This window comes from Pseudomonas anguilliseptica (assembly GCF_021375795.1).
GTDB classification, from domain to species: Bacteria; Pseudomonadota; Gammaproteobacteria; order Pseudomonadales; family Pseudomonadaceae; genus Aquipseudomonas; species Aquipseudomonas anguilliseptica_A.
The window spans coordinates 359034-379500 of sequence record NZ_JAEIOI010000002.1 but is presented as its reverse complement, the minus strand read 5'-3'; the positions used below and the strand labels follow the sequence as shown (position 1 = coordinate 379500).

The following is a 20467-nucleotide window of genomic DNA, read 5'->3' as shown; positions in this document are numbered from 1 at the left end:
GATATGTCAGCAGACAGACCGCGCCGCCGATTTCAGGCGCTGGCCTTGACGGTAACCTGCGGGCTGGGATGGAAGAACACGTGCTCGATAATCGGGCCAATGGCCACCTCACCGATTTCCTCATAGCCCTGACGTTTATAGAAGTCCAGGTAGTGCGCGTTGCCTGTGTCGAGCACCACACCCTGCGAGCTGGCGTCCTCTGCGCACCAGTTGTGCAGCGCTTCGAGCAGCTGCTCACCCAGGCGTTTGCCCTGGTATTGCGGGTGAACACCGATTAACGGCAGCACGTGATACGGCCCCGGCGGCAGGCAGGCGATCACCGCATCGTGGTATTCCAGGTAGCGCTTGGTACAGCGAAATCCGGTGGTCAGCAACATGCGCATGCGCCAGGCCCAGCTTTCGGTGATGTCCATCCGCCGCTGCGGTGGTGCGATCAGGGCCATGCCGATCAACCGGTCATCGATCAGCAAACCGATGGCGGGCAGGTCTTCGGCAAAGTGCTGTTGCACCAGCTCACGCACGGTGGCGCGTACCCGTTGGTCATAGCCCGGCCGCTCGGCCTCGAACAGATAGGCAAACGTGGGGTCATGGCGGTAGGCCTGATACAGCAGGGAGCGGGCTTCACGGGCATAACCGCCGTCGAGCAGACGGACTTCGGCGAGACTGTCGGGCATCAGGGACCTCTGTTGTTCTTGATTTATTGGGCCTGCAGCCACGTTAGCACCGGCTATCCAGCACCGCCACAGGCTGGCAGATGGCGCGCTCGCTGGGCTAGCATTGCCGGCTTTCCCGCTGCTTTATTCAGGACTGCCGCCCATGAAGATCGTCTCCTTCAATATCAATGGCCTGCGTGCTCGACCGCATCAACTGGCAGCGCTGATCGACAAACATCAGCCGGACGTAATCGGTTTGCAGGAAACCAAAGTGGCCGACGAGCAGTTCCCTGAGGCAGAGATTCGTCAGCTCGGTTATCACGTGCATTACCACGGGCAAAAAGGGCACTACGGTGTCGCCCTGCTCTCACGCCAGGAGCCCCTGAGCCTGCACAAGGGTTTTCCCGGTGATGCCGAAGACGCGCAGCGGCGCTTTATCTATGGCACCTTCGCCGATGCCCAAGGTAATCCGGTAACGGTGATGAACGGTTATTTCCCGCAAGGTGAAAGCCGCGACCACCCCACCAAGTTTCCGGCTAAACAGCGCTTCTATGCCGACCTGCAAGACCTGCTGGTCAGTCAGTTCAGCCCTGAGCAACCGCTGGTGGTAATGGGCGACATCAACATCTCCCCGGAAGATTGCGACATTGGTATTGGCGAGCCAAACCGCCTGCGCTGGCTGAAAACCGGAAAATGCAGCTTTCTGCCGGAAGAGCGCGAGTGGCTGGCCACCTTGAAGAACTGGGGGCTGGTCGACAGCTTCCGCCATCTCAACCCGGCGGTGAATGACCGTTTCAGTTGGTTCGATTACCGTAGCAGGGGCTTCGAAGATGAACCCAAACGCGGACTGCGTATTGATGTGATTCTGGCCTCCCAGGCGCTGCAAGAACGCATCAAGGATGCCGGTGTCGACTACGACCTGCGTGGCATGGAAAAGCCCTCGGACCACGCCCCCATCTGGCTGGAACTCGGCCAATAGACTCAGCACAGAGCCCCTGCATGAATGAGTGACTGTCATATTGCAGTCACTTGTTTGTCTTATCGTCGCGGCACTTTCACTCACCCATATAAGGTGTTTGCCGCATGCTGCGCACCCACTCTGCTTCCGATCGCGAAACCTGGACCCGCACTATCAGTTTTCTGCTGCTCGGTTCAATCTGCTATGCCCTGCCCTGGTCGGTGTTCGCCGCCCTACCGCTGACCAATGGCGACAGCAGCGTGCTGCGTATCCAGGGTTCAAACACCATTGGCGCACGGCTTGGCCCAGCGTTGGTCAAAGGTTTGCTTGAGGAACAGGGGCTTAACGCAATTCGCATTGCAGCCGGCAATGCCGAGAACGAGCAGATTGTCAGTGGCAAGGCTGCCGACGGACGCAGCGTGAGTATCGAAGTGGCCGCGCACGGTTCGGGCACCGGTTTTACCGCCCTGGGCGACGGCAGTGCCGACCTCGCCGCCTCCTCCCGGCCGATAAAAGACAGTGAGGCCAACAGTCTGCAGCCGTTGGGAGACCTGAAAAGTCCGGCCGCCGAGCAGATCATTGCTCTGGATGGCCTGGCAATCATTCTGCACCCCAGCAACCCACTGGCAGCGCTGAATACCATGCAACTGGCGCAGATCTTTGCCGGCGATATCCGCGACTGGGCGCAACTGGGTGGACCAGCAGGCCCCATCACTCTGTACGCCCGCGATGACCAATCAGGCACCTTCGATACCTTCAAGGAGTTGGTACTGAGCGCCAATGGCAAAACCTTGAGCGGCACGGCTAAGCGCTTCGAATCCAGCGAGAAGCTCTCCGATTCGGTCAGTCAGGACCCCAACGGCATCGGTTTTATCGGCCTGCCCTATATCCGCCAGGCCAAGGCAGTGGCGATTGCCGCAGGTGATTCGCAGCCGATGCTGCCGAGCCTGACTCTGATTGCTACCGAAGATTATCCTCTGTCGCGCCGCCTGTTTCTTTATAACCAACCGGAGCTGAACAATCCCTGGGCCCGCGCCCTGGTGCAGTTTGCCCACAGCCCACGTGGGCAGGCGATTGTCGAGCAGAGCGGGTTTATCGCGCAGACCGTACAGGCCGTGAAGATCCCCAGCCAGGCTCATATGCCGACGAACTACCAGGAACTAGCGGAAAAAGCCCAGCGATTGTCAGTGAACTTCCGTTTTCAGGAAGGCAGCGCCAGCCTCGACAACAAAGCCCTGCGCGATCTCAACCGTTTGAAGCGCTATTTGCGCGAGCAGGACAAGCTGCACAACAAGGTGGTGTTGGTTGGGTTCGGTGATGCCAAGGCTGATCCGGCGCGGGCTGAACTGCTCTCCAAGCTGCGCGCAATGGCGGTCCGCCGTGAACTGAATAAAGACGGGGTGATCTTCCGCGACATCATGGGACTGGGTGATGAGCTCCCCGTGGCCGCCAATAGCGCCGACGAAGGCCGAATCAAGAATCGGCGTGTTGAAGTCTGGGTCTACTGAGCGCTAGCGCCCTGCTAATCTTAGCCATGCGTGACGCCGGGCCCCTCTGGCGGTGAGCCTTCACCGTGATGTCGGAGTCACTGAGTTGATTTCAACTTAGGCTGACATTCGAGGTGGCTCCATGGATAGCCTGACAAGCCTGCTCACTGCCCCGCTGTTGGGCACCCCCGGCTGGTTCTGGCTGGCCTTTCTGCTCCTGATTATCAGCCTGCTGGTACTCGACCTCGGCGTGCTGCATCGCGACCAGCATGAAATCGAAATGCGCGAAAGCCTGCTGCTGTACAGCGGCTATTTCAGCGTCGGTGTAGCCTTTGGCGGCTGGATATGGTGGCAGCTCGGTGCAACCAAGGCGCTGGAGTACTACACCGGTTTTCTCGTCGAACAGTCACTGTCGATGGACAACGTGTTCGTCATGGCGATGATTCTCGGCTACTTCAACATTCCCCGGCGTTTTCAACATCGCGTGCTGTTCTGGGGCATCCTCGGGGTGATCGTGCTACGCGCGATCATGATTGGCCTGGGCACGGCGCTGGTGCGGGAGTTCGAGTGGATTCTCTACATCTTCGGCGCATTTTTGCTGTTCAGCGGCGTCAAGATGCTGCGCAGCAATGATGAGGAATCTCACCCGGACCTGGCACAAAACCCGATGATCCGCTTCGTGCGCCGGCACATGCGCGTCACCGACGAGATGCATGAGGGACGCTTTCTGGTGCGCCTGCCCGATAAGGTCAGCGGCAAACCTCTGCTCTATGCCACGCCATTGTTGCTGGCTCTGGTGCTGATCGAACTGGCTGATCTGGTATTTGCCGTAGACAGCGTACCGGCGGTACTGGCTATCTCCCAGGATCCGTTTATCGTCTACACCTCGAACATCTTCGCCATCCTCGGCCTGCGCTCGCTGTACTTCGCCCTGGCGGCATTGATGCACCGGTTTATCTACCTCAAGTACGCCTTGGCATTGGTGCTGATGTTTATCGGTGGCAAGATTTTTCTGCATGATCTGGTCAAGGTCCCTGCTCTGCTTTCGCTGGGCTTGACCCTCGGTTTGCTGGCCGGTGGCGTGATATTGTCGCTGCTACGAACCCGAGACCACCCTTCAAAGGATTGACCGCGTGAACCCACCCGCCATCGTCATCGAACCGCTGCTGCAACGCGGCCAGTTGCACTGGCAAGTGCGCATGGGCCGTCGCGCCCTGACCTTTCACGAAGAGCAGGCCGCCCGCGCCTTCGCCGCCCAGTTGCATATGCGCATGCTCTGGTTGCAACAAAGCAGCGAGCTGGCTGGCCACTACGCTCCGCCGGAAAGCGCGCACTGACCCACAACGCACAAGGCCCGCAATTGCGGGCCTTGTGCGTTTCACTGAAGCAATCAGCGGCTGGCTTTCATCATGTCCTTGGACACGTACTTGCCGATCTCGAACTTGCCGATCGCCGCGCGGTGCACTTCATCCGGGCCGTCGGCCAGACGCAGGGTGCGTTGCATGGCGTACCAGTAGGCCAGCGGGAAGTCGTTGGACACACCGGCGCCACCGTGGATCTGGATGGCACGGTCAATCACCTTCAACGCAACGTTGGGTGCCACCACCTTGATCTGGGCGATTTCGCTGGCGGCGATCTTGTTGCCCACGGTGTCCATCATGTAAGCCGCGTTCAACGTCAGCAGGCGCGCCATGTTGATTTCCATACGCGAGTCGGCGATGTGATCGATATTGCCACCCAGGCGCGCCAGCGGTTTGCCGAAGGCGGTGCGGCTGATCGAGCGCTCGCACATCAGTTTCAGTGCGCGCTCGGCCATGCCGATGGAACGCATGCAGTGGTGAATGCGGCCTGGGCCAAGGCGACCCTGGGCAATTTCGAAACCACGCCCCTCACCCAGCAGCACGTTCTCGTAAGGCACGCGGACGTTTTCGAACAGCACTTCGGCGTGACCATGCGGCGCATCGTCGTAACCAAATACCGGCAGCGGACGCAGGACTTTCACCCCTGGGGCGTCCATCGGCACCAGAATCATCGAGTGCTGCTGGTGGCGTGGGCCGTCCGGGTTGGTCAGACCCATGAAAATCATGATCTTGCAGCGTGGATCGCAGGCGCCGGAAGTCCACCATTTACGGCCGTTGATCACCCACTCGTCACCCTCACGTACCGCGCGGGCTTCCATGTTGGTGGCGTCGCTTGATGCCACACCCGGCTCGGTCATGGCGAAGGCGGAACGGATGGTGCCGTCCAGCAGCGGCTTGAGCCACTGTTCCTTCTGCGCTTCGTTGGCATAGCGCACCAGCACTTCCATATTGCCGGTGTCCGGCGCGGCGCAGTTGAACGGCTCGGCCCCAATCAACGAGCTGCCCATGATTTCCGCCAGCGGCGCGTATTCGGTGTTAGTCAACCCGGCGCCCAGCTCGGATTCCGGCAGAAACAGGTTCCACAAGCCTTCAGCTTTGGCCTTAGCCTTCAGCTCTTCCATGATCGCGGTGGGCTGCCAGCGGTCGCCCTCGTTGACCTGCTGCTCGAACACGGCTTCGGCTGGATAGACATGGGTCTCCATAAACGCGGTGACGCGCTCACGCAGTTCCTGAACCTTGGGGGAGTAGGCGAAATCCATGGGTGGCTACCTTCTGACGCTGATTATGAGGGATTCGGTGAAGTGGAAATGATGCTAGAACAGGGCTTAGGATTTATCTAATCTATTCTCGCCGTGTATTAACATTCATCACCGATATATGTTCCACTGATAGCGATCATCACTCGGAGTGAGCGTGCAATGAATCTGAACAAGGTCGACCTCAACCTCTTTGTCGTCTTCGATGCCATCTACACCGAGGCCAATCTAACCCGCGCCGGACAGATCGTCGGTATTACCCAGCCCGCCGTCTCCAACGCCTTGGCGCGTCTGCGGGAAACCTTCAATGACCCGCTGTTTGTGCGCACCGCCCAGGGCATGGTGCCCACTCCGATGGCGCAGAACATCATCGGTCCGGTGCGCAACGCATTGCAGCAGCTGCGCATCTCCGTGCAGGAAAGCCGCATCTTCAACCCGGCCCAGGCCAACAAGACCTTCCGCATCAGCATGACCGACCTCACCGAGGCCATCGTCCTGCCGCCTTTGTTCCAGCGCCTGCGCCGTATGGCGCCCAATGTGAATATCGAAAGCATGCTGGCGCGGCGCCGCGAAACCACCAAGGAGCTGGCCGCCGGTCGCTTGGACTTTGCCGTAGACGCCCCGCTGAATACCGACCCACAGGTGCGCCACGTTAAGTTGATGGAAGACCGTTACGTCTGTGCCCTGCGTCGCGGCCACCCACTGGCCAAAGACAAGATCACTCTGGATGAATACATGGGCCTGACCCACATCCATATTTCCAGCCGCCGCAGTGGCCTTGGCCATGTCGACCTGGCTCTGGGCCGCATGGGCATCCAGCGCAAGATTGCCCTACGCTCGCAGCATTACCTGATGGCCACCACCGTGTTGCAAAGCACGGATATGGCCATGACCGTGCCGGAGCGCTTTGCCCGGCGTAACGACCTGCATTTTGTCGAACTGCCGATCAAGGACATGACGCCCTTGGAAACTCACCTCTACTGGCACGAAAGCACCGATCAGGATCCGGCTAACCGCTGGATGCGCGAGCAGATCATCGAGATTTCCCAGCAAGCCATGGCTCAGGAAAAGAAAGCCGACAAGGCCCAGGGCTGATTCGGTGTGGCCAGTTCGGGTGCACCACTACGGGTGCTGTTTATCTGCGCCAAGAACCGCCTGCGTAGCCCCACCGCCGAACAGGTTTTCGCCAATTGGCCTGGAGTTGAAACCGCCTCGGCCGGGGTCAACCGCGATGCCGACAACCCAGTCAGCCCCGAGCTGCTGGAGTGGGCCGAATTGATTCTGGTGATGGAAAGCCGCCATCGGCGCAAGCTGGCCGAGAAATTTCGCCGCCAGCTTGGCAACAAGCGCATCCACAGCCTGAACATTCCTGACGACTACGCCTTTATGGAGCCCGCGCTGGTGCAGATTCTGCAGCAGCGTGTACCTCCTTACTTTTCTAGATAAACACCGCAAGCCTCTATCAGATAACAGTTTTCAACTCATAAACCCGTGTCAGGTTTGATCAGCCCGATAACGCTGCACGCGCTCTGGTTGACTACAGCGGCCAGCAAGTTTACGTTAACGTAAAGGTAAACAAGAGCGCTGCCGTATGTCCGCCACCACCTACTCGATCTCCGAACTGGCCCGCGAGCTGGATATCACCACCCGCGCCATTCGCTTCTATGAAGAACAGCAGATGCTCAGCCCCGAGCGGCGCGGCCAGGAACGCATCTACAGCGCCAAGGACAAGGTCACCCTCAAGCTGATCCTGCGCGGCAAACGCATCGGCTTTTCCCTCGCCGAGTGCAAAGAGCTGATCGAGCTGTACGACCCGGTGCACGGCAACCACAAACAGCTGCACACCTTTATGGCGAAGATCGCCGAGCGCCGCGCCCAGCTACAGCAGCAACTGCTGGACATCGAACAGATGCAGCTTGAACTGGATACCGCCGAGGAGCGCTGCCTGGCAGCCCTGGCTGAAACTAATAAGAAACAACCACTTAAATCCTGAAATTAACTCTAAAAATTACAGGTGGAACCATGAGCTACCCAACCCTCAACTTCGGCCTTGGCGAGATCATCGATATGCTGCGCGACTCGGTGTATCAGTTCTCCCAGGCCGAGCTGGCCCCACGCGCGGCGCAGATCGACCGCGATAACGAGTTCCCCATGGACATGTGGCGCAAGTTCGGCGACATGGGCCTGCTCGGCATGACGGTGGAAGAGGAATACGGCGGTACCAACATGGGCTACCTGGCGCATGTCATCGCCATGGAAGAGATCAGCCGCGCCTCGGCTTCGGTCGGCCTATCCTACGGCGCGCATTCGAATCTGTGCCTGAACCAGATTCGCAAGAACGGCACCCATGAGCAGAAGGCCAAGTACCTGCCCAAGCTGTGCTCCGGCGAACACGTCGGTGCCCTGGCCATGAGCGAGCCCAACGCTGGCTCCGACGTGGTGTCGATGAAGCTGCGTGCCGAGAAACGCGGCGATCGCTACGTGCTTAACGGCAACAAGATGTGGATCACCAACGGCCCGGACGCCAACACCTACGTGATCTACGCCAAGACCGATGTCAGTGCCGGTTCGCGCGGCATGACCGCATTTATCGTCGAGCGCGACTACAAGGGCTTCTCCCGCCACCAGAAGCTGGACAAGCTGGGCATGCGCGGCTCCAACACCTGCGAACTGGTGTTCGAGGATTGCGAAGTGCCGGAAGAGAACATTCTCGGTGCCGAAGGCGGCGGTGTGCGCGTGCTGATGAGCGGCCTGGACTACGAACGCACCGTGCTCTCCGGCGGCCCGACCGGGATCATGACAGCCTGTATGGACGTGGTGCTGCCCTACGTGCACGAGCGCCAGCAATTCAAGCAGTCGATCGGCGAATTCCAGCTGGTGCAGGGCAAACTGGCCGACATGTACGCCGGCATGAATGCCTCCAAGTCCTACCTGTACAACGTGGCCAAGGCTTGCGACCGTGGCGAGGAATCGCGCAAGGACGCTGCTGCGGTGATCCTCTACACCGCCGAAATGGCCACCAAGATGGCCCTGGACACCATCCAGCTGCTCGGTGGTAACGGCTACACCAACGAATACCCGGCCGGCCGTTTGCTGCGTGATGCCAAGCTCTATGAGATCGGTGCCGGTACCAGTGAAATCCGCCGCATGCTGATCGGCCGCGAACTGTTCAACGAAACCAAATAGCCTGACGGAGCGCGCCAGATGGCCATTCTGCACACCCAGATCAACACCCGCTCACCGGAGTTCGCTGCCAATAGCGCGGCGATGCTCGCTCAGGTAAACGACCTGCGCGCCCTGCTCGCTCGTGTTCATGAAGGCGGCGGGGCCAAGGCCCAGGAACGCCATACCTCGCGCGGCAAGCTGCTGCCCCGTGAACGGATCAACCGCCTGCTGGATATCGGCTCGCCGTTTCTGGAAATCGGCCAACTGGCCGCCCATGAGGTGTATGGCGAAGAGGTGCCGGCGGCGGGTGTAGTGGCCGGCATCGGCCGAGTCGAGGGAGTGGAATGCATGATCGTGGCCAACGACGCCACGGTGAAAGGCGGCAGCTATTACCCGCTAACGGTGAAAAAACACCTGCGCGCGCAGACCATCGCCCAACAGAACCGCCTGCCGTGCATCTACCTAGTGGATTCCGGCGGGGCCAACCTGCCGCGCCAGGATGAGGTGTTCCCCGACCGCGAGCACTTCGGGCGGATCTTCTTTAACCAGGCCAATATGTCGGCCATGGGCATCCCGCAGATCGCCGTGGTCATGGGCTCCTGCACCGCTGGTGGGGCTTATGTGCCGGCCATGGCGGATGAAGCGATCATGGTGCGCAACCAGGCCACCATCTTCCTCGCCGGCCCGCCGCTGGTAAAAGCAGCAACCGGTGAAGTGGTCAGCGCTGAAGACCTTGGCGGCGCCGATGTGCACTGCAAGACCAGCGGTGTGGCCGACCATTACGCCGACAACGACGAACACGCCCTGGCCCTGGCGCGCCGCTCAATTGCCAACCTCAACTGGCGCAAGCTCGGCGTGTTGAATAACCGTACGCCGATCAATCCGCTGTACAGCTTTGATGAGCTATACGGGGTGATCCCGGCAGATGCCAAGCAGCCCTTCGATGTGCGTGAAGTCATCGCCCGCATCGTCGATGGCAGCGTGTTCGATGAGTTCAAGGCGCTGTTCGGCACCACCCTGGTCTGCGGCTTTGCGCATATCCACGGCTATCCGGTAGCGATCCTCGCCAATAACGGCATCCTGTTTGCCGAATCGGCGCAGAAAGGCGCGCACTTTATCGAACTGGCCTGCCAGCGCGGCATTCCGTTGCTGTTCCTGCAGAACATCACCGGCTTTATGGTCGGGCAGAAGTACGAAGCCGGTGGCATCGCCAAGCACGGTGCCAAGCTGGTCAACGCGGTGGCCTGCGCCAAGGTGCCGAAATTCACCGTGATCATCGGCGGCAGCTTCGGCGCCGGTAACTACGGCATGTGTGGCCGCGCCTACGACCCGCGCTTCCTGTGGATGTGGCCGAATGCACGGATCGGCGTAATGGGTGCCGAACAGGCCGCCGGCGTGCTGGTGCAGGTCAAACACGAACAGGCTGCCCGCGCCGGGCAGAACTTTTCCGCCGAAGATGAAGCCAAGCTCAAGCAGCCGATCCTCGAACAGTACGAGCGCCAGGGTCACCCCTACTACTCCAGCGCCCGCCTGTGGGACGACGGCGTTATCGACCCGGCGCAAACCCGCGACATCTTGGGCCTGGCGTTGTCCGCCAGCCTTAACGCGCCGATTGAGCCGACCACCTTTGGCGTGTTCCGCATGTAAGGCAGCGCCCTGCCCCGGATTCTAGAGCGACAGACCATGACCGACTTCAACACCCTAGAACTGCAAACAGACCCACGCGGCTTTGCCACGCTCTGGCTCAACCGCGCGGACAAGAACAACGCCTTTAACGCCGAGATGATCCGCGAGCTGATTCTCGCCCTCGATGCGGTGATGGCCGACAAAAGCCTGCGCTTCCTGCTGCTGCGCGGCCGTGGCAAGCACTTCTCCGCCGGCGCGGACCTGGCCTGGATGCAGCACGCGGCGACCCTGGACTACACCGCCAACCTGGCCGATTCGCGCGAACTGGCCGAGCTGATGCACAACCTGTATCAACTGAAGATTCCCACCCTGGCCGTGGTGCAAGGCGCGGCCTTTGGTGGGGCGCTGGGTTTGATCAGCTGCTGCGATATGGCCATCGGCACCGTTGATGCCCAGCTGTGCTTGTCCGAAGTGCGCATCGGTCTGGCACCGGCGGTGATCAGCCCCTTTGTTGTACAGGCCATCGGCGAACGCGCTGCACGGCGCTATGCCCTGACCGCCGAGCGTTTCAGCGGCCAGCGCGCTCAGGAACTGGGGCTGTTTGCCGAATGCTACCCGGCAGACCAGCTCGATGAGGCAGTAAACACCTGGATCGATAACCTGCTGCTCAACAGCCCGCAAGCCATGCTGGCGGGCAAGGATCTGCTGCGCGAAGTCGGCAGCGGCGTGCTGACCCCGGCGCTGCGCCGCTACACGGAAAACGCTATCGCCCGTATCCGCGTCAGCCCCGAAGGTCAGGAAGGTCTGCGTGCCTTTCTGGATAAACGCAAACCCGCATGGCAGGAGCCACAAGCATGAGCCTTAAGCCTATCGACACCCTGCTGGTGGCCAACCGTGGCGAGATTGCCTGCCGGGTGATGCGCACGGCCAAAGCTATGGGCATCCAGACCGTGGCAGTGCACAGCGCCATCGACGCCAGCGCCCGCCATGTGCGCGAAGCCGATCTGGCGGTCAATCTCGGCGGCGCCAAACCGGCGGACAGCTACCTGCTGATCGACAAACTGATTGCCGCCGCCAAGGCCAGCGGTGCTCAAGCCATCCACCCAGGCTATGGCTTCCTTTCGGAAAACGCCGGCTTTGCCCGGGCCATCGAAGCCGCCGGTTTGATTTTTCTCGGCCCACCCGCCTCGGCCATCGACGCCATGGGCAGCAAATCCGCCGCCAAAGCACTGATGGAAGCGGCCGGTGTGCCGCTGGTGCCGGGTTATCACGGCGAAGCGCAGGATGTGGAAACCTTCCGCAAGGCCGCTGAACAGATCGGTTATCCGGTGCTGCTAAAAGCCGCTGCCGGTGGCGGCGGCAAGGGCATGAAGGTGGTCGAGCGCGAAAGCGAACTGGCCGAAGCCCTGGCCAGCGCCCAGCGCGAAGCGCAGTCGTCATTCGGCGACTCGCGCATGCTGGTGGAAAAATACGTACTCAAACCGCGCCATGTGGAAATCCAGGTATTTGCCGACCAGCATGGCAACTGCCTTTACCTGAATGAGCGCGACTGCTCGATCCAGCGCCGCCACCAGAAGGTCGTCGAAGAAGCCCCTGCTCCGGGCCTATCGCCAGAGCTGCGCCGCGCCATGGGGGAAGCCGCAGTCAAGGCCGCCCAGGCCATCGGCTATGTTGGCGCCGGTACCGTAGAGTTTCTGCTGGATGAGCGCGGCGACTTCTTCTTTATGGAGATGAACACCCGTCTGCAGGTCGAGCACCCGGTGACCGAGCTGATCACCGGGCTGGACCTGGTGGCTTGGCAGATTCGCGTCGCCCGTGGTGAGCCACTGCCGATTACCCAAGAGCAGGTGCCGCTGATTGGCCATGCCATCGAAGTACGGCTGTATGCGGAAGATCCGGACAACGACTTCCTGCCGGCTACCGGCACTCTGACGCTGTACCGCGAAGCCAATGCCGGACCAGGTCGTCGTGTCGACAGCGGCGTCAGCGAAGGCGATGAAGTCTCGCCCTTCTATGACCCGATGCTCGGCAAACTGATTGCCTGGGGCGAAAACCGCGAAGAGGCGCGCCTGCGTCTGCTGGCCATGTTCAAGGAAACCTGCGTAGGCGGCGTTAAAACCAACCTGGCATTCCTGCAACGTGTGCTGGCCCATCCGGCCTTTGCCAACGCAGAGCTGGATACCGGCTTTATTCCGCGTCACGAAGCTCAGTTACTGCCTCCGGCAACCGATTTGCCGACCGAATTCTGGCAGCTGGCTGCCGAGGCCTTTGTGCAGAGTGAAGCGCCGCAGCAGCGCCACGACGATTACCATTCACCCTGGTCACGCAACAACGGCCTACGTCTGGGCCTGCCGGCGGAAACCGATCTGCACCTGAGCTGCCAGAACGAGCGCCAGGTGATTCGTCTGCGCCACGCCGCGACGTCCACCGTACAGCTGCAAGGCGAAACGTTGTCGGTGGAAAGCGATGGCGTGCGCCAACAGCATCTGGCGATTCGCCGCGGCGACAGCCTCTATCTGCACTATGCCGGCGAGCTGCGCAGCATCCACCGCGTCGACCCAATTGCCGAAGTCGAAGCCAGTCATCAGCAGCACGGTGGCCTGACGGCCCCGATGAACGGCAGTATCGTGCGCGTGCTGGTCGAGACCGGCCAGCAGGTCGAAGCCGGCACTGCGCTGGTGGTACTGGAGGCGATGAAGATGGAGCACAGCATTCGCGCGCCGCATCCAGGCACGGTTAAGGCGCTGTATTGCAGCGAGGGCGAGATGGTCAGCGAAGGTACGGTGCTGGTGGAGCTGGAAGCAATCAGCGCATAAATGGATGACCTCTGTGGGAGGGGCTTTAGCCGCGATAACAGCGACAGAACGCTCGCCGCTAACGCGTCTCCCACAGATAGCAGCGCGTTTATCGCGGGCAAGCCCGCGCCTACAAGCACATCAACGTAGGATGGGTTGAGCAGCGCGATACCCATCGAAATAAACAACGAGGCAACGATGAACCTACCCAAACAGGTGCGCCTGGTCGAAGTCGGCCCGCGCGACGGTTTGCAGAATGAGAAACAGCCGATCAGCGTGGCCGACAAGGTGCGCCTGGTCGATGACCTGTCCGCCGCTGGCCTGGGCTATATCGAGGTCGGCAGCTTTGTCTCGCCCAAGTGGGTGCCGCAGATGGCCGGTTCCGCCGAGGTATTTGCGCAGATCCAGCAACTGCCGGGCATCACCTACGCCGCTCTGGCACCCAATCTGAAAGGTTTTGAAGGCGCGCTGGAAGCTGGCGTACGCGAAGTGGCGGTGTTTGCCGCGGCGTCAGAAGCCTTCTCACAGAAAAACATCAACTGCTCGATCAGCGAAAGCCTGGAGCGTTTCGTACCGGTTATGGATGCCGCCAAACAGCATGGCATCCGCGTGCGCGGTTATGTCTCCTGCGTGCTGGGCTGCCCGTATGACGGCTTTGTGCCGCCCGAGCAGGTCGCCAGCGTGGCTCGCGAGCTGCATGCGATGGGCTGCTACGAAGTATCCCTGGGTGACACCATTGGGGCCGGCACGGCGGGCGATACCCGCAAGCTGTTCGAGGTGGTTGGCCGCGATATTCCCAGAGACAAATTGGCCGGACACTTCCACGACACCTACGGCCAGGCGCTGGCGAATATCTACGCCAGCCTGCAGGAAGGCATCAGCGTATTCGACAGCTCGGTCGCAGGTCTCGGCGGTTGCCCGTACGCCAAAGGCGCCACCGGCAATGTCGCAACCGAAGACGTGCTGTACCTGCTCCAGGGTTTGGGCATTGAAAGCGGCATCGACATGGGCCGACTGATCGCCGCCGGACAGCGCATTTGCGCAGTGCTGGACAAGCCCAACGGCTCGCGGGTGGCACGGGCCAAGCTGGCTAACGCCGAGACGTAAGGTTTTATTTACACCCTGTAAAGCGCCGCACTCAGGCTCGCTGCCGGCTGCCTGAGCGCGGTGCACAGCGGCTACAGCAGCAGTAACTGCCGTGGCGGATCTGTCGCGCACCGGCCGCCGCAAGCCAGGCAGCAGCCAGTAGGCTTGCACGCTCAAGCCGCACAACAAGAATGATGAGGAAGCACGATGCAACAGCCCCTGTGGACGCCTTCTGCCGAACGTATCGCAGCAACCCGGATGGACAGCTTTCGCCGCTTCGTCAATCAGCGCCACGACCTGCAGCTAGTCGACTATCCCGCCCTGCACGCCTGGAGCGTGGCGCAGCGTGAAGCTTTCTGGCAGGCGGTGGTCGACTTCTTCGAAGTGCGTTTCAGTGCACAACCCGGCGCGGTGTTGCAGGAAGGCAAGGCCATGCCCAGCGCCCACTGGTTTCCTGGCGCAACCCTGAATTTTGCCGAACATCTGCTGCGCCGCCGTGATCACCACCCGGCCCTGATCGCCATTGGCGAAGACGGATCGCGCGAGCAACTGAGTTACGCCGAACTGGCCGCCCATGTCGCGGGCCTGCAACGCAGCCTGCGTGAAGCTGGCGTAGGTATTGGCGACCGCGTTGCTGCCTTTATGCCCAATACCTGGCAAACCCTGGTCGGCATGCTCGCCTGCACCAGCCTCGGCGCCACCTGGTCGAGCTGCTCGCCGGACTTCGGCACCCAGGGAGTAATCGACCGCTTCGGCCAGATCGAACCCAAGATCCTGGTCGCTGCCGCCGGTTACCGCTATGCCGGCAAGAACCTCGACCTGACCGCCAAGCTCAATGAAATCCTCGAGCGCCTGCCCTCGCTTGAGCAGCTGATTGTGGTGCCCTACTCCAACACCCAGACCAAGGCAGCCGATTTCCATTCAGCGGCCAAGGTCGCGCTGTGGCAGGACTTCTACCAGGCCGGCGGCGAGCCCGAGTTCACCCAGGTTCCGTTCGATCACCCGCTGTATATCCTCTATTCCAGCGGCACCACCGGCGTGCCCAAGTGCATCGTACATGGCGCCGGCGGCACCTTGCTGCAGCACGTCAAGGAGCTTGGCCTGCATACCGACCTGCACGCCGAAGACACGCTGTTCTACTACACCACCTGCGGCTGGATGATGTGGAACTGGCTGGTCTCCGGCCTGGCCCTGGGTGCGACCCTCGTGCTGTTCGACGGCTCGCCGTTCCACCCAGGTGCCGAGCGCCTGATCGACCTGATCGACGCGGAAAATATCAGCATCTTCGGCACCAGCGCCAAATTCCTCGCGGCCCTGGAAAAAGCTGGAGTCAAGCCCGGCAGCACGCACAGGCTGCAACGGCTCAAGGCGATTCTGTCGACCGGCTCGCCGCTGTCCCATGAAAGCTTCGAGTACGTCTACCGCGAGATCAAAGCCGATGTCTGCCTGTCATCCATCTCCGGCGGCACCGATATCGTCTCCTGCTTCGCCCTCGGTAACCCGGTGTTGCCAGTGTGGCGCGGCGAGTTGCAGTGCAAAGGCCTGGGCATGGACGTACAAGTGTGGAATGACGCCGGCCAAGCAGTGACAGGCGAGAAAGGTGAGCTGGTTTGCGCGCAGCATTTCCCGTCCATGCCGATTGGCTTCTGGAAGGATGAAGATGGCAGCAAGTTCCAGGCAGCCTACTTCGACACCTTCCCCGGCATCTGGGCCCATGGCGATTACGCCGAAATCACTGCCCACGGCGGTCTGGTGATCCATGGCCGCAGTGACGCGGTACTGAATCCCGGCGGCGTACGCATCGGCACCGCCGAGATCTACCGCCAGGTGGAAAAGGTCGAAGCCGTGCTGGAATCCATCGCCATCGGCCAGGAGTGGGACGACGACGTGCGTGTGGTGCTGTTTGTCCGTCTGCGCGACGGCGTGGAGTTGAGCGACGCGCTGCAAACGCAGATCCGTCAGATGATCCGCGCCAACACCACCCCGCGCCATGTGCCGGCGAAGATCATCGCCGTGGCCGACATCCCACGTACCATCAGCGGCAAGATCGTCGAACTGGCGGTGCGCAACGTGGTGCACGGCAAGCCGGTGAAAAACACCGATGCGTTGGCCAACCCACAGGCGCTGGAGCTGTACCGCGACCTGGCAGAACTGCGGGACTAACGTACCCAAAACTCCAGCCGAGCCCGGCGCGCAGTGCTTATACTCCAAACCAGTCGTTGTTGGAGTGCTGCCGTGGCTGTGCGCTGGATCTGTCTCGCTGTCCTAACCTCGCTGAGCCTGAGCGCAGCAGCACAGGAACCGCTGGAACTGCATATGCCGGACGCGCCACCACTGACTTTTGTCAGCTTTCAGGGTGGTTACGGCATGGTTGGCGATGTGACACTGGCCGCGATTGCCCGCGCGGGCTATCTCAGCCATATCCATGTCACCCCCTGGGCTCGTGCCCAGCAGCGGGTCAGCCGCGGGAAGAATCTGCTGATCATCCCGCTCTCGCGTACCCCGGAGCGCGAAGCGCTGTACAGCTGGATCGCGCCGATCATGCCGCTTGAGCGCGCCTTTTTCAGCCTCGATGCGCCGGTGGCCGACTTTGCCGAGGCTCGCCAGCGTTACCGGCGTATTGCCGTCGGGCATGGCACCGCGCAGATGGAGATTCTCAAGAGCAATGGGTTTGTTGAGGAGCAGATTGTCAGCCTCAAGCTTGGCGATAATCCCGCGCGCATGCTTGAGCTAGGGCGTGTCGATGCCTGGTTTACCGGCGTGCCGGAAGGCTTGTATCTGTGGCCACACAGCGACAATCGTTTGCAGATGAGCCCTGTGCTGGCCAGCACCGACATGTACTTGGCCTGCTCGAAAGACTGTGATGCGCAATTGCAGGAAGATCTGCGCAAGGCCGTTGCAGCGCTACGTGCCGAAGGCATGATCCAGCGTATTCAAGATGCCTACCAACCCGAGCGCTAACGGCGCACAACCTGCTCACAACCGGGACTTCAAATGCCCTTGCGGCCGGGGTCCTCTGGCACTTGCTCCTCTTCGATATCTTCCAGCTTCAATTCCAGCCCCCATTCGGCAGCGGAAGCAGCAGGTGCCGCGACTGGACGGGGGGCGGCAGCCACGGGCGCAGGCGCTGCGACAGGTGCGGCAGGCGCAGCGGGGTTGTCGCGGTAGAGCTTGAGCTTGAGCCGCACGTTGTTCGCCGAATCGGCGTTTTTCACCGCTTCTTCTTCATCGATTGAGCCCTCGTTGACCAGATCGATCAGCGCCTGATCGAAGGTCTGCATGCCAAGGTTTTTCGATTTCTCCATGGTTTCCTTGATTTCGGAGAAGTCGCTGCGCTTGATCTGGTCGCGAATGGTTGGGGTGCCGAGCAGCACCTCCACTGCTGCGCGGCGCTTGCCGTCGATGGTCTTGACCAGGCGCTGGGAGACAAACGCCTTGAGGTTGTTACCCAGATCGTTAAGCAGCTGCGGCCGGCGGTCTTCGGGGAAGAAGTTGATGATGCGATCCAGCGCCTGGTTGGCGTTGTTCGCGTGCAGCGTGGAGATCGCCAGGTGGCCGGTGTCGGCAAAGGCCAGGGCATGTTCCATGGTTTCGCGGTCGCGAATCTCACCGATCAGGATCACGTCCGGCGCCTGACGCAGGGTGTTCTTCAACGCGGCATGAAAGCTGCGGGTATCCACGCCGACTTCACGCTGGTTGATGATCGACTTCTTGTGCTTATGCACGTACTCCACCGGGTCTTCGATGGTGATGATATGCCCGCCGCTGTTGCGGTTGCGGTAGTCGATCAGCGCCGCCAGGGAAGTCGATTTGCCGGAGCCTGTACCACCGACAAACAGCACCAGACCGCGTTTTTCCATCACGGTCTTGAGCAGCACTTCCGGCAGTTTCAGATCCTCGAACCTGGGGATGTCCATCTTGATATTGCGCGCGACAATCGACACTTCGTTGCGCTGCTTGAAGATATTGATGCGAAAGCGCCCGACGCTGGCAATCGAGATGGCCAGGTTCATTTCCAGCTCACGCTCGAACTCCTCGCGCTGCGCGCTATCCATCACCGAATCAGCAATGGCCGCCACCTCACCGGCCTTTAATGGCTCAGCGCTGAGCGCCTTGAGCACGCCATTGAACTTGGCGCAGGGCGGCGCCCCGGTGGAAAGATACAGGTCGGACCCGTCCTGGCTGGACAGGATTTTCAGCATGGCGTTGAGGTCCATAACGAGATTTCCCGCAAGTTGGATGTATTACGTTAGGCGAAGATTAGGCATCGCTCCCGAGAAAATCGGCGCAAGCCTGAATCAAGCGCTAAGTGGCTGAAAATACTGGCACACTATGCCGACTGAATTCCGAGGAGCCCGTCATGCCAAAGGCAATGGCCCGCCACATTCTGGTGAAAACCGAAGCAGAAGCCGCCGCGCTGAAGAAACGTATCGCCGCCGGCGAAGCCTTCGATGTGCTGGCACGCAAATACTCCACCTGCCCCTCTGGCAAGAAAGGCGGCGACCTGGGTGAAGTGCGCCCAGGGCAGATGGTGCGCGCCATCGATCAGGTGATTTTTAAAAAGCCGGTGCGTGAAGTGCACGGCCCGGTTAAAAGCCAGTTTGGCTACCATCTGGTACAGGTTTTCTACCGCGAGTGATCTGAGATGACGCCTGAACACGTAGCTGCTTTCTGCCTGAGCCTGCCGGGTGCCCGTGAGGACATCAAATGGGGCGGCGTGCGCGTGTTCTCGGTGGCCGAGAGCAAGATGTTCGCCCTGTTCCACCTGGGCAGCCATGACGGCTTGGCGTTCAAGGTGGATGCCGACCTGTTTCTCGGCTATTGCGACCGCCCGGGTATCCGCCCAGCGCCTTATCTGGCGCGCGCACACTGGATCAGCATTGCCGCACCCTACCCGCTAGGCGATAACGAGCTGCAAGCATTGCTGACACGCTCCCATCAACTGGTGGTTGGCAAACTGCCCAAACGCTTGAAACTGGCTCTGCTGCTCGACCCGAGCACAAAGTAAAGGCTGCAAGATGTCGGACAGCACCACAACGTTGCATGAATTCAGCCGTCAGGATGTCTGGGCCGGCTTCACGCAACTCGTCCCACTTTCCATTTTCGTGATCGCCTTTGGCGCTGCGTTTGGCCTCGCAGCAGTACAGACTGGGCTGGATAACCCTTCGGCGCTGCTGATGAGTACCCTGGTCTTCGCCGGGGCCTCACAATTTGCCGCGCTGGAATTGTGGGGTGTACACATCCCCATCGTGCCACTGGCCCTCACCGTGTTCGCCATCAATGCGCGTCACCTGCTGATGGGCGCATCGCTGTATCCCTGGCTGCGCCATTTGTCCCCGGCCAGACGCTATGGCGTGATGCTGGTTGCTTCCGATGCCAATTGGGCGCTGGCCATACAAGCCTTCAATCGCGGCCAACCGGGCTTTGGCCTGCTGCTCGGTGGTGGCCTTGCGCTGTGGTCATTCTGGGTATTTGGCACCTGGTTGGGGATTTACTTCGGCGGCGCCATCCATGACCCCAAAAGTTTTGGTCTGGACATGGTGATGGGCTGTTTTCTGTTGGCGATGGCCGTGGGCGGTGAAAAGAGCCTCAGGTTATTGCTGATCTGGACGGTCGCTGCCGGCTCATCACTGCTGGCTTACTGGTACCTGCCGGACAATAGCCATGTGGTTGTCGGGGCTCTGGCAGGCGGCGTATTCGGTGCGCTGTGGATGGAGAAGAAAAAATGAGCATGGCCACGACGGGTTGGGGCTCGCTGATCATCGTCTTGGTCATGGCGGCCGTGACACTGGCGACACGCTGGGGTGGCGTGTTCGTGATGGCGTATGTGCCGATCAACTACAGGGTTCAGCAATTTATCAGCGCCATGTCTGGCTCGGTGTTGGTGGCCATTCTTACGCCTATGGCAGTTGATGGTGACATGAGTGCGCGGCTGGCCTTGCTGACTACGGCAGTTGTCATGCTGCTGGTGAAAAAGCCGCTGCCCGCGATTGCCGCGGGCATTCTGGTCGCGGCCCTCTGCCGACAACTCTGAGTTATCCCACGCGCACCTCACTGCATAGCTTGCAAGCGCCGTTTAC

21 protein-coding genes are annotated in these 20467 nt (G+C 60.7%); 18 read left to right on the top strand and 3 right to left on the bottom strand.

Annotated elements, in window-relative coordinates; translation table 11 throughout:
- Positions 1-32 precede the first annotated feature (32 nt).
- The gene (locus IOD17_RS09625) at positions 33-674 is read right to left on the bottom strand and encodes a GNAT family N-acetyltransferase (protein ID WP_233684878.1); all 642 of its coding nucleotides are present in this window, start codon (positions 672-674) and stop codon (positions 33-35) included.
- Between the two features lie 142 nt (positions 675-816).
- Here IOD17_RS09625 and xthA point away from each other — a divergent pair, with 142 nt between their 5' ends.
- The 4 genes from xthA (at position 817) to IOD17_RS09605 (ending at position 4435) form a co-directional block, all read left to right on the top strand.
- Positions 817-1632 carry an exodeoxyribonuclease III gene (gene xthA, locus IOD17_RS09620; protein WP_233684877.1) on the top strand — a complete coding sequence of 272 codons (816 nt, stop codon included), beginning with the start codon at positions 817-819 and terminating at the stop codon, positions 1630-1632.
- Between the two features lie 104 nt (positions 1633-1736).
- A complete protein-coding gene (locus IOD17_RS09615; protein WP_233684876.1) occupies positions 1737-3119 on the top strand; it encodes a phosphate ABC transporter substrate-binding/OmpA family protein in 1383 nt (460 codons plus the stop codon).
- 121 nt (positions 3120-3240) lie between these two features.
- Positions 3241-4227, top strand: a complete 987-nt coding sequence (locus tag IOD17_RS09610) for a TerC family protein (protein ID WP_233684875.1) — start codon at positions 3241-3243, stop codon at positions 4225-4227.
- 4 nt (positions 4228-4231) lie between these two features.
- Positions 4232-4435 (top strand): hypothetical protein, encoded by a 204-nt coding sequence (locus tag IOD17_RS09605; RefSeq protein ID WP_267925804.1) that lies wholly within the window; start codon positions 4232-4234, stop codon positions 4433-4435.
- A 53-nt stretch (positions 4436-4488) separates the two neighbouring features.
- Here IOD17_RS09605 and IOD17_RS09600 read toward each other — a convergent pair whose 3' ends face one another.
- Positions 4489-5718: an acyl-CoA dehydrogenase gene (locus tag IOD17_RS09600; protein ID WP_233684874.1), complete on the bottom strand. Its 1230-nt coding sequence runs from the start codon at positions 5716-5718 to the stop codon at positions 4489-4491.
- A 159-nt stretch (positions 5719-5877) separates the two neighbouring features.
- Between IOD17_RS09600 and IOD17_RS09595 the strand changes: the two genes are divergently transcribed.
- From IOD17_RS09595 to IOD17_RS09550, 10 genes are all read left to right on the top strand, one after another.
- Positions 5878-6810 carry a LysR family transcriptional regulator gene (locus tag IOD17_RS09595; protein ID WP_233684873.1) on the top strand — a complete coding sequence of 311 codons (933 nt, stop codon included), beginning with the start codon at positions 5878-5880 and terminating at the stop codon, positions 6808-6810.
- Between the two features lie 6 nt (positions 6811-6816).
- Positions 6817-7161 (top strand): low molecular weight protein tyrosine phosphatase family protein, encoded by a 345-nt coding sequence (locus tag IOD17_RS09590; RefSeq protein WP_233684872.1) that lies wholly within the window; start codon positions 6817-6819, stop codon positions 7159-7161.
- A gap of 145 nt (positions 7162-7306) precedes the next feature.
- Entirely contained in the window at positions 7307-7708 is a 402-nt protein-coding gene (locus tag IOD17_RS09585; protein WP_233684871.1) for a MerR family transcriptional regulator, read from the top strand.
- A gap of 29 nt (positions 7709-7737) precedes the next feature.
- Positions 7738-8901, top strand: coding sequence for an isovaleryl-CoA dehydrogenase (locus IOD17_RS09580; RefSeq protein WP_233684870.1), 1164 nt, complete (start codon positions 7738-7740; stop codon positions 8899-8901).
- 18 nt (positions 8902-8919) lie between these two features.
- Positions 8920-10527, top strand: a complete 1608-nt coding sequence (locus tag IOD17_RS09575; RefSeq protein WP_233684869.1) for a carboxyl transferase domain-containing protein — start codon at positions 8920-8922, stop codon at positions 10525-10527.
- A 36-nt stretch (positions 10528-10563) separates the two neighbouring features.
- Entirely contained in the window at positions 10564-11364 is an 801-nt protein-coding gene (locus IOD17_RS09570; RefSeq protein ID WP_233684868.1) for a gamma-carboxygeranoyl-CoA hydratase, read from the top strand.
- Positions 11361-13322: an acetyl/propionyl/methylcrotonyl-CoA carboxylase subunit alpha gene (locus tag IOD17_RS09565; RefSeq protein ID WP_233684867.1), complete on the top strand. Its 1962-nt coding sequence runs from the start codon at positions 11361-11363 to the stop codon at positions 13320-13322. The genes IOD17_RS09570 and IOD17_RS09565 overlap by 4 nt, the downstream gene beginning before the upstream one ends.
- 177 nt (positions 13323-13499) lie before the next feature.
- The gene (locus IOD17_RS09560; RefSeq protein WP_233684866.1) at positions 13500-14408 is read left to right on the top strand and encodes a hydroxymethylglutaryl-CoA lyase; all 909 of its coding nucleotides are present in this window, start codon (positions 13500-13502) and stop codon (positions 14406-14408) included.
- A gap of 186 nt (positions 14409-14594) precedes the next feature.
- Positions 14595-16550, top strand: a complete 1956-nt coding sequence (locus tag IOD17_RS09555) for an acetoacetate--CoA ligase (protein ID WP_233684865.1) — start codon at positions 14595-14597, stop codon at positions 16548-16550.
- A 72-nt stretch (positions 16551-16622) separates the two neighbouring features.
- Entirely contained in the window at positions 16623-17348 is a 726-nt protein-coding gene (locus IOD17_RS09550; protein WP_233684864.1) for a substrate-binding periplasmic protein, read from the top strand.
- 29 nt (positions 17349-17377) lie between these two features.
- Here the strand turns inward: IOD17_RS09550 and IOD17_RS09545 are convergent, their stop codons facing one another.
- Positions 17378-18604 carry a PilT/PilU family type 4a pilus ATPase gene (locus IOD17_RS09545; RefSeq protein WP_233684863.1) on the bottom strand — a complete coding sequence of 409 codons (1227 nt, stop codon included), beginning with the start codon at positions 18602-18604 and terminating at the stop codon, positions 17378-17380.
- Between the two features lie 143 nt (positions 18605-18747).
- On the opposite strand from IOD17_RS09545, the gene IOD17_RS09540 reads away from it, so the two are divergent.
- Genes IOD17_RS09540 through IOD17_RS09525 form a run of 4 tightly spaced genes read left to right on the top strand, consistent with a single transcriptional unit; the run spans position 18748 to position 20421 of the window.
- Positions 18748-19026: a peptidylprolyl isomerase gene (locus IOD17_RS09540; RefSeq protein ID WP_160014225.1), complete on the top strand. Its 279-nt coding sequence runs from the start codon at positions 18748-18750 to the stop codon at positions 19024-19026.
- 6 nt (positions 19027-19032) lie between these two features.
- Positions 19033-19395, top strand: coding sequence for an MmcQ/YjbR family DNA-binding protein (locus tag IOD17_RS09535; protein WP_233684862.1), 363 nt, complete (start codon positions 19033-19035; stop codon positions 19393-19395).
- A gap of 10 nt (positions 19396-19405) precedes the next feature.
- The gene (locus IOD17_RS09530; protein ID WP_233684861.1) at positions 19406-20116 is read left to right on the top strand and encodes an AzlC family ABC transporter permease; all 711 of its coding nucleotides are present in this window, start codon (positions 19406-19408) and stop codon (positions 20114-20116) included.
- Positions 20113-20421 carry an AzlD family protein gene (locus tag IOD17_RS09525; protein WP_233684860.1) on the top strand — a complete coding sequence of 103 codons (309 nt, stop codon included), beginning with the start codon at positions 20113-20115 and terminating at the stop codon, positions 20419-20421. The genes IOD17_RS09530 and IOD17_RS09525 overlap by 4 nt, the downstream gene beginning before the upstream one ends.
- Positions 20422-20467: the final 46 nt, after the last annotated feature.

Bases quoted from the DNA above. Each gene is read 5' to 3' on its own strand.
- IOD17_RS09625 (WP_233684878.1), bottom strand. From the start codon at position 674: ATGCCCGACAGTCTCGCCGAAGTCCGTCTGCTCGACGGCGGTTATGCC.
- xthA (WP_233684877.1), top strand. From the start codon at position 817: ATGAAGATCGTCTCCTTCAATATCAATGGCCTGCGTGCTCGACCGCAT.
- IOD17_RS09615 (WP_233684876.1), top strand. From the start codon at position 1,737: ATGCTGCGCACCCACTCTGCTTCCGATCGCGAAACCTGGACCCGCACT.
- IOD17_RS09610 (WP_233684875.1), top strand. From the start codon at position 3,241: ATGGATAGCCTGACAAGCCTGCTCACTGCCCCGCTGTTGGGCACCCCC.
- IOD17_RS09600 (WP_233684874.1), bottom strand. From the start codon at position 5,718: ATGGATTTCGCCTACTCCCCCAAGGTTCAGGAACTGCGTGAGCGCGTC.
- IOD17_RS09595 (WP_233684873.1), top strand. From the start codon at position 5,878: ATGAATCTGAACAAGGTCGACCTCAACCTCTTTGTCGTCTTCGATGCC.
- IOD17_RS09585 (WP_233684871.1), top strand. From the start codon at position 7,307: ATGTCCGCCACCACCTACTCGATCTCCGAACTGGCCCGCGAGCTGGAT.
- IOD17_RS09580 (WP_233684870.1), top strand. From the start codon at position 7,738: ATGAGCTACCCAACCCTCAACTTCGGCCTTGGCGAGATCATCGATATG.
- IOD17_RS09575 (WP_233684869.1), top strand. From the start codon at position 8,920: ATGGCCATTCTGCACACCCAGATCAACACCCGCTCACCGGAGTTCGCT.
- IOD17_RS09570 (WP_233684868.1), top strand. From the start codon at position 10,564: ATGACCGACTTCAACACCCTAGAACTGCAAACAGACCCACGCGGCTTT.
- IOD17_RS09565 (WP_233684867.1), top strand. From the start codon at position 11,361: ATGAGCCTTAAGCCTATCGACACCCTGCTGGTGGCCAACCGTGGCGAG.
- IOD17_RS09560 (WP_233684866.1), top strand. From the start codon at position 13,500: ATGAACCTACCCAAACAGGTGCGCCTGGTCGAAGTCGGCCCGCGCGAC.
- IOD17_RS09555 (WP_233684865.1), top strand. From the start codon at position 14,595: ATGCAACAGCCCCTGTGGACGCCTTCTGCCGAACGTATCGCAGCAACC.
- IOD17_RS09545 (WP_233684863.1), bottom strand. From the start codon at position 18,604: ATGGACCTCAACGCCATGCTGAAAATCCTGTCCAGCCAGGACGGGTCC.
- IOD17_RS09540 (WP_160014225.1), top strand. From the start codon at position 18,748: ATGCCAAAGGCAATGGCCCGCCACATTCTGGTGAAAACCGAAGCAGAA.
- IOD17_RS09535 (WP_233684862.1), top strand. From the start codon at position 19,033: ATGACGCCTGAACACGTAGCTGCTTTCTGCCTGAGCCTGCCGGGTGCC.
- IOD17_RS09530 (WP_233684861.1), top strand. From the start codon at position 19,406: ATGTCGGACAGCACCACAACGTTGCATGAATTCAGCCGTCAGGATGTC.
- IOD17_RS09525 (WP_233684860.1), top strand. From the start codon at position 20,113: ATGAGCATGGCCACGACGGGTTGGGGCTCGCTGATCATCGTCTTGGTC.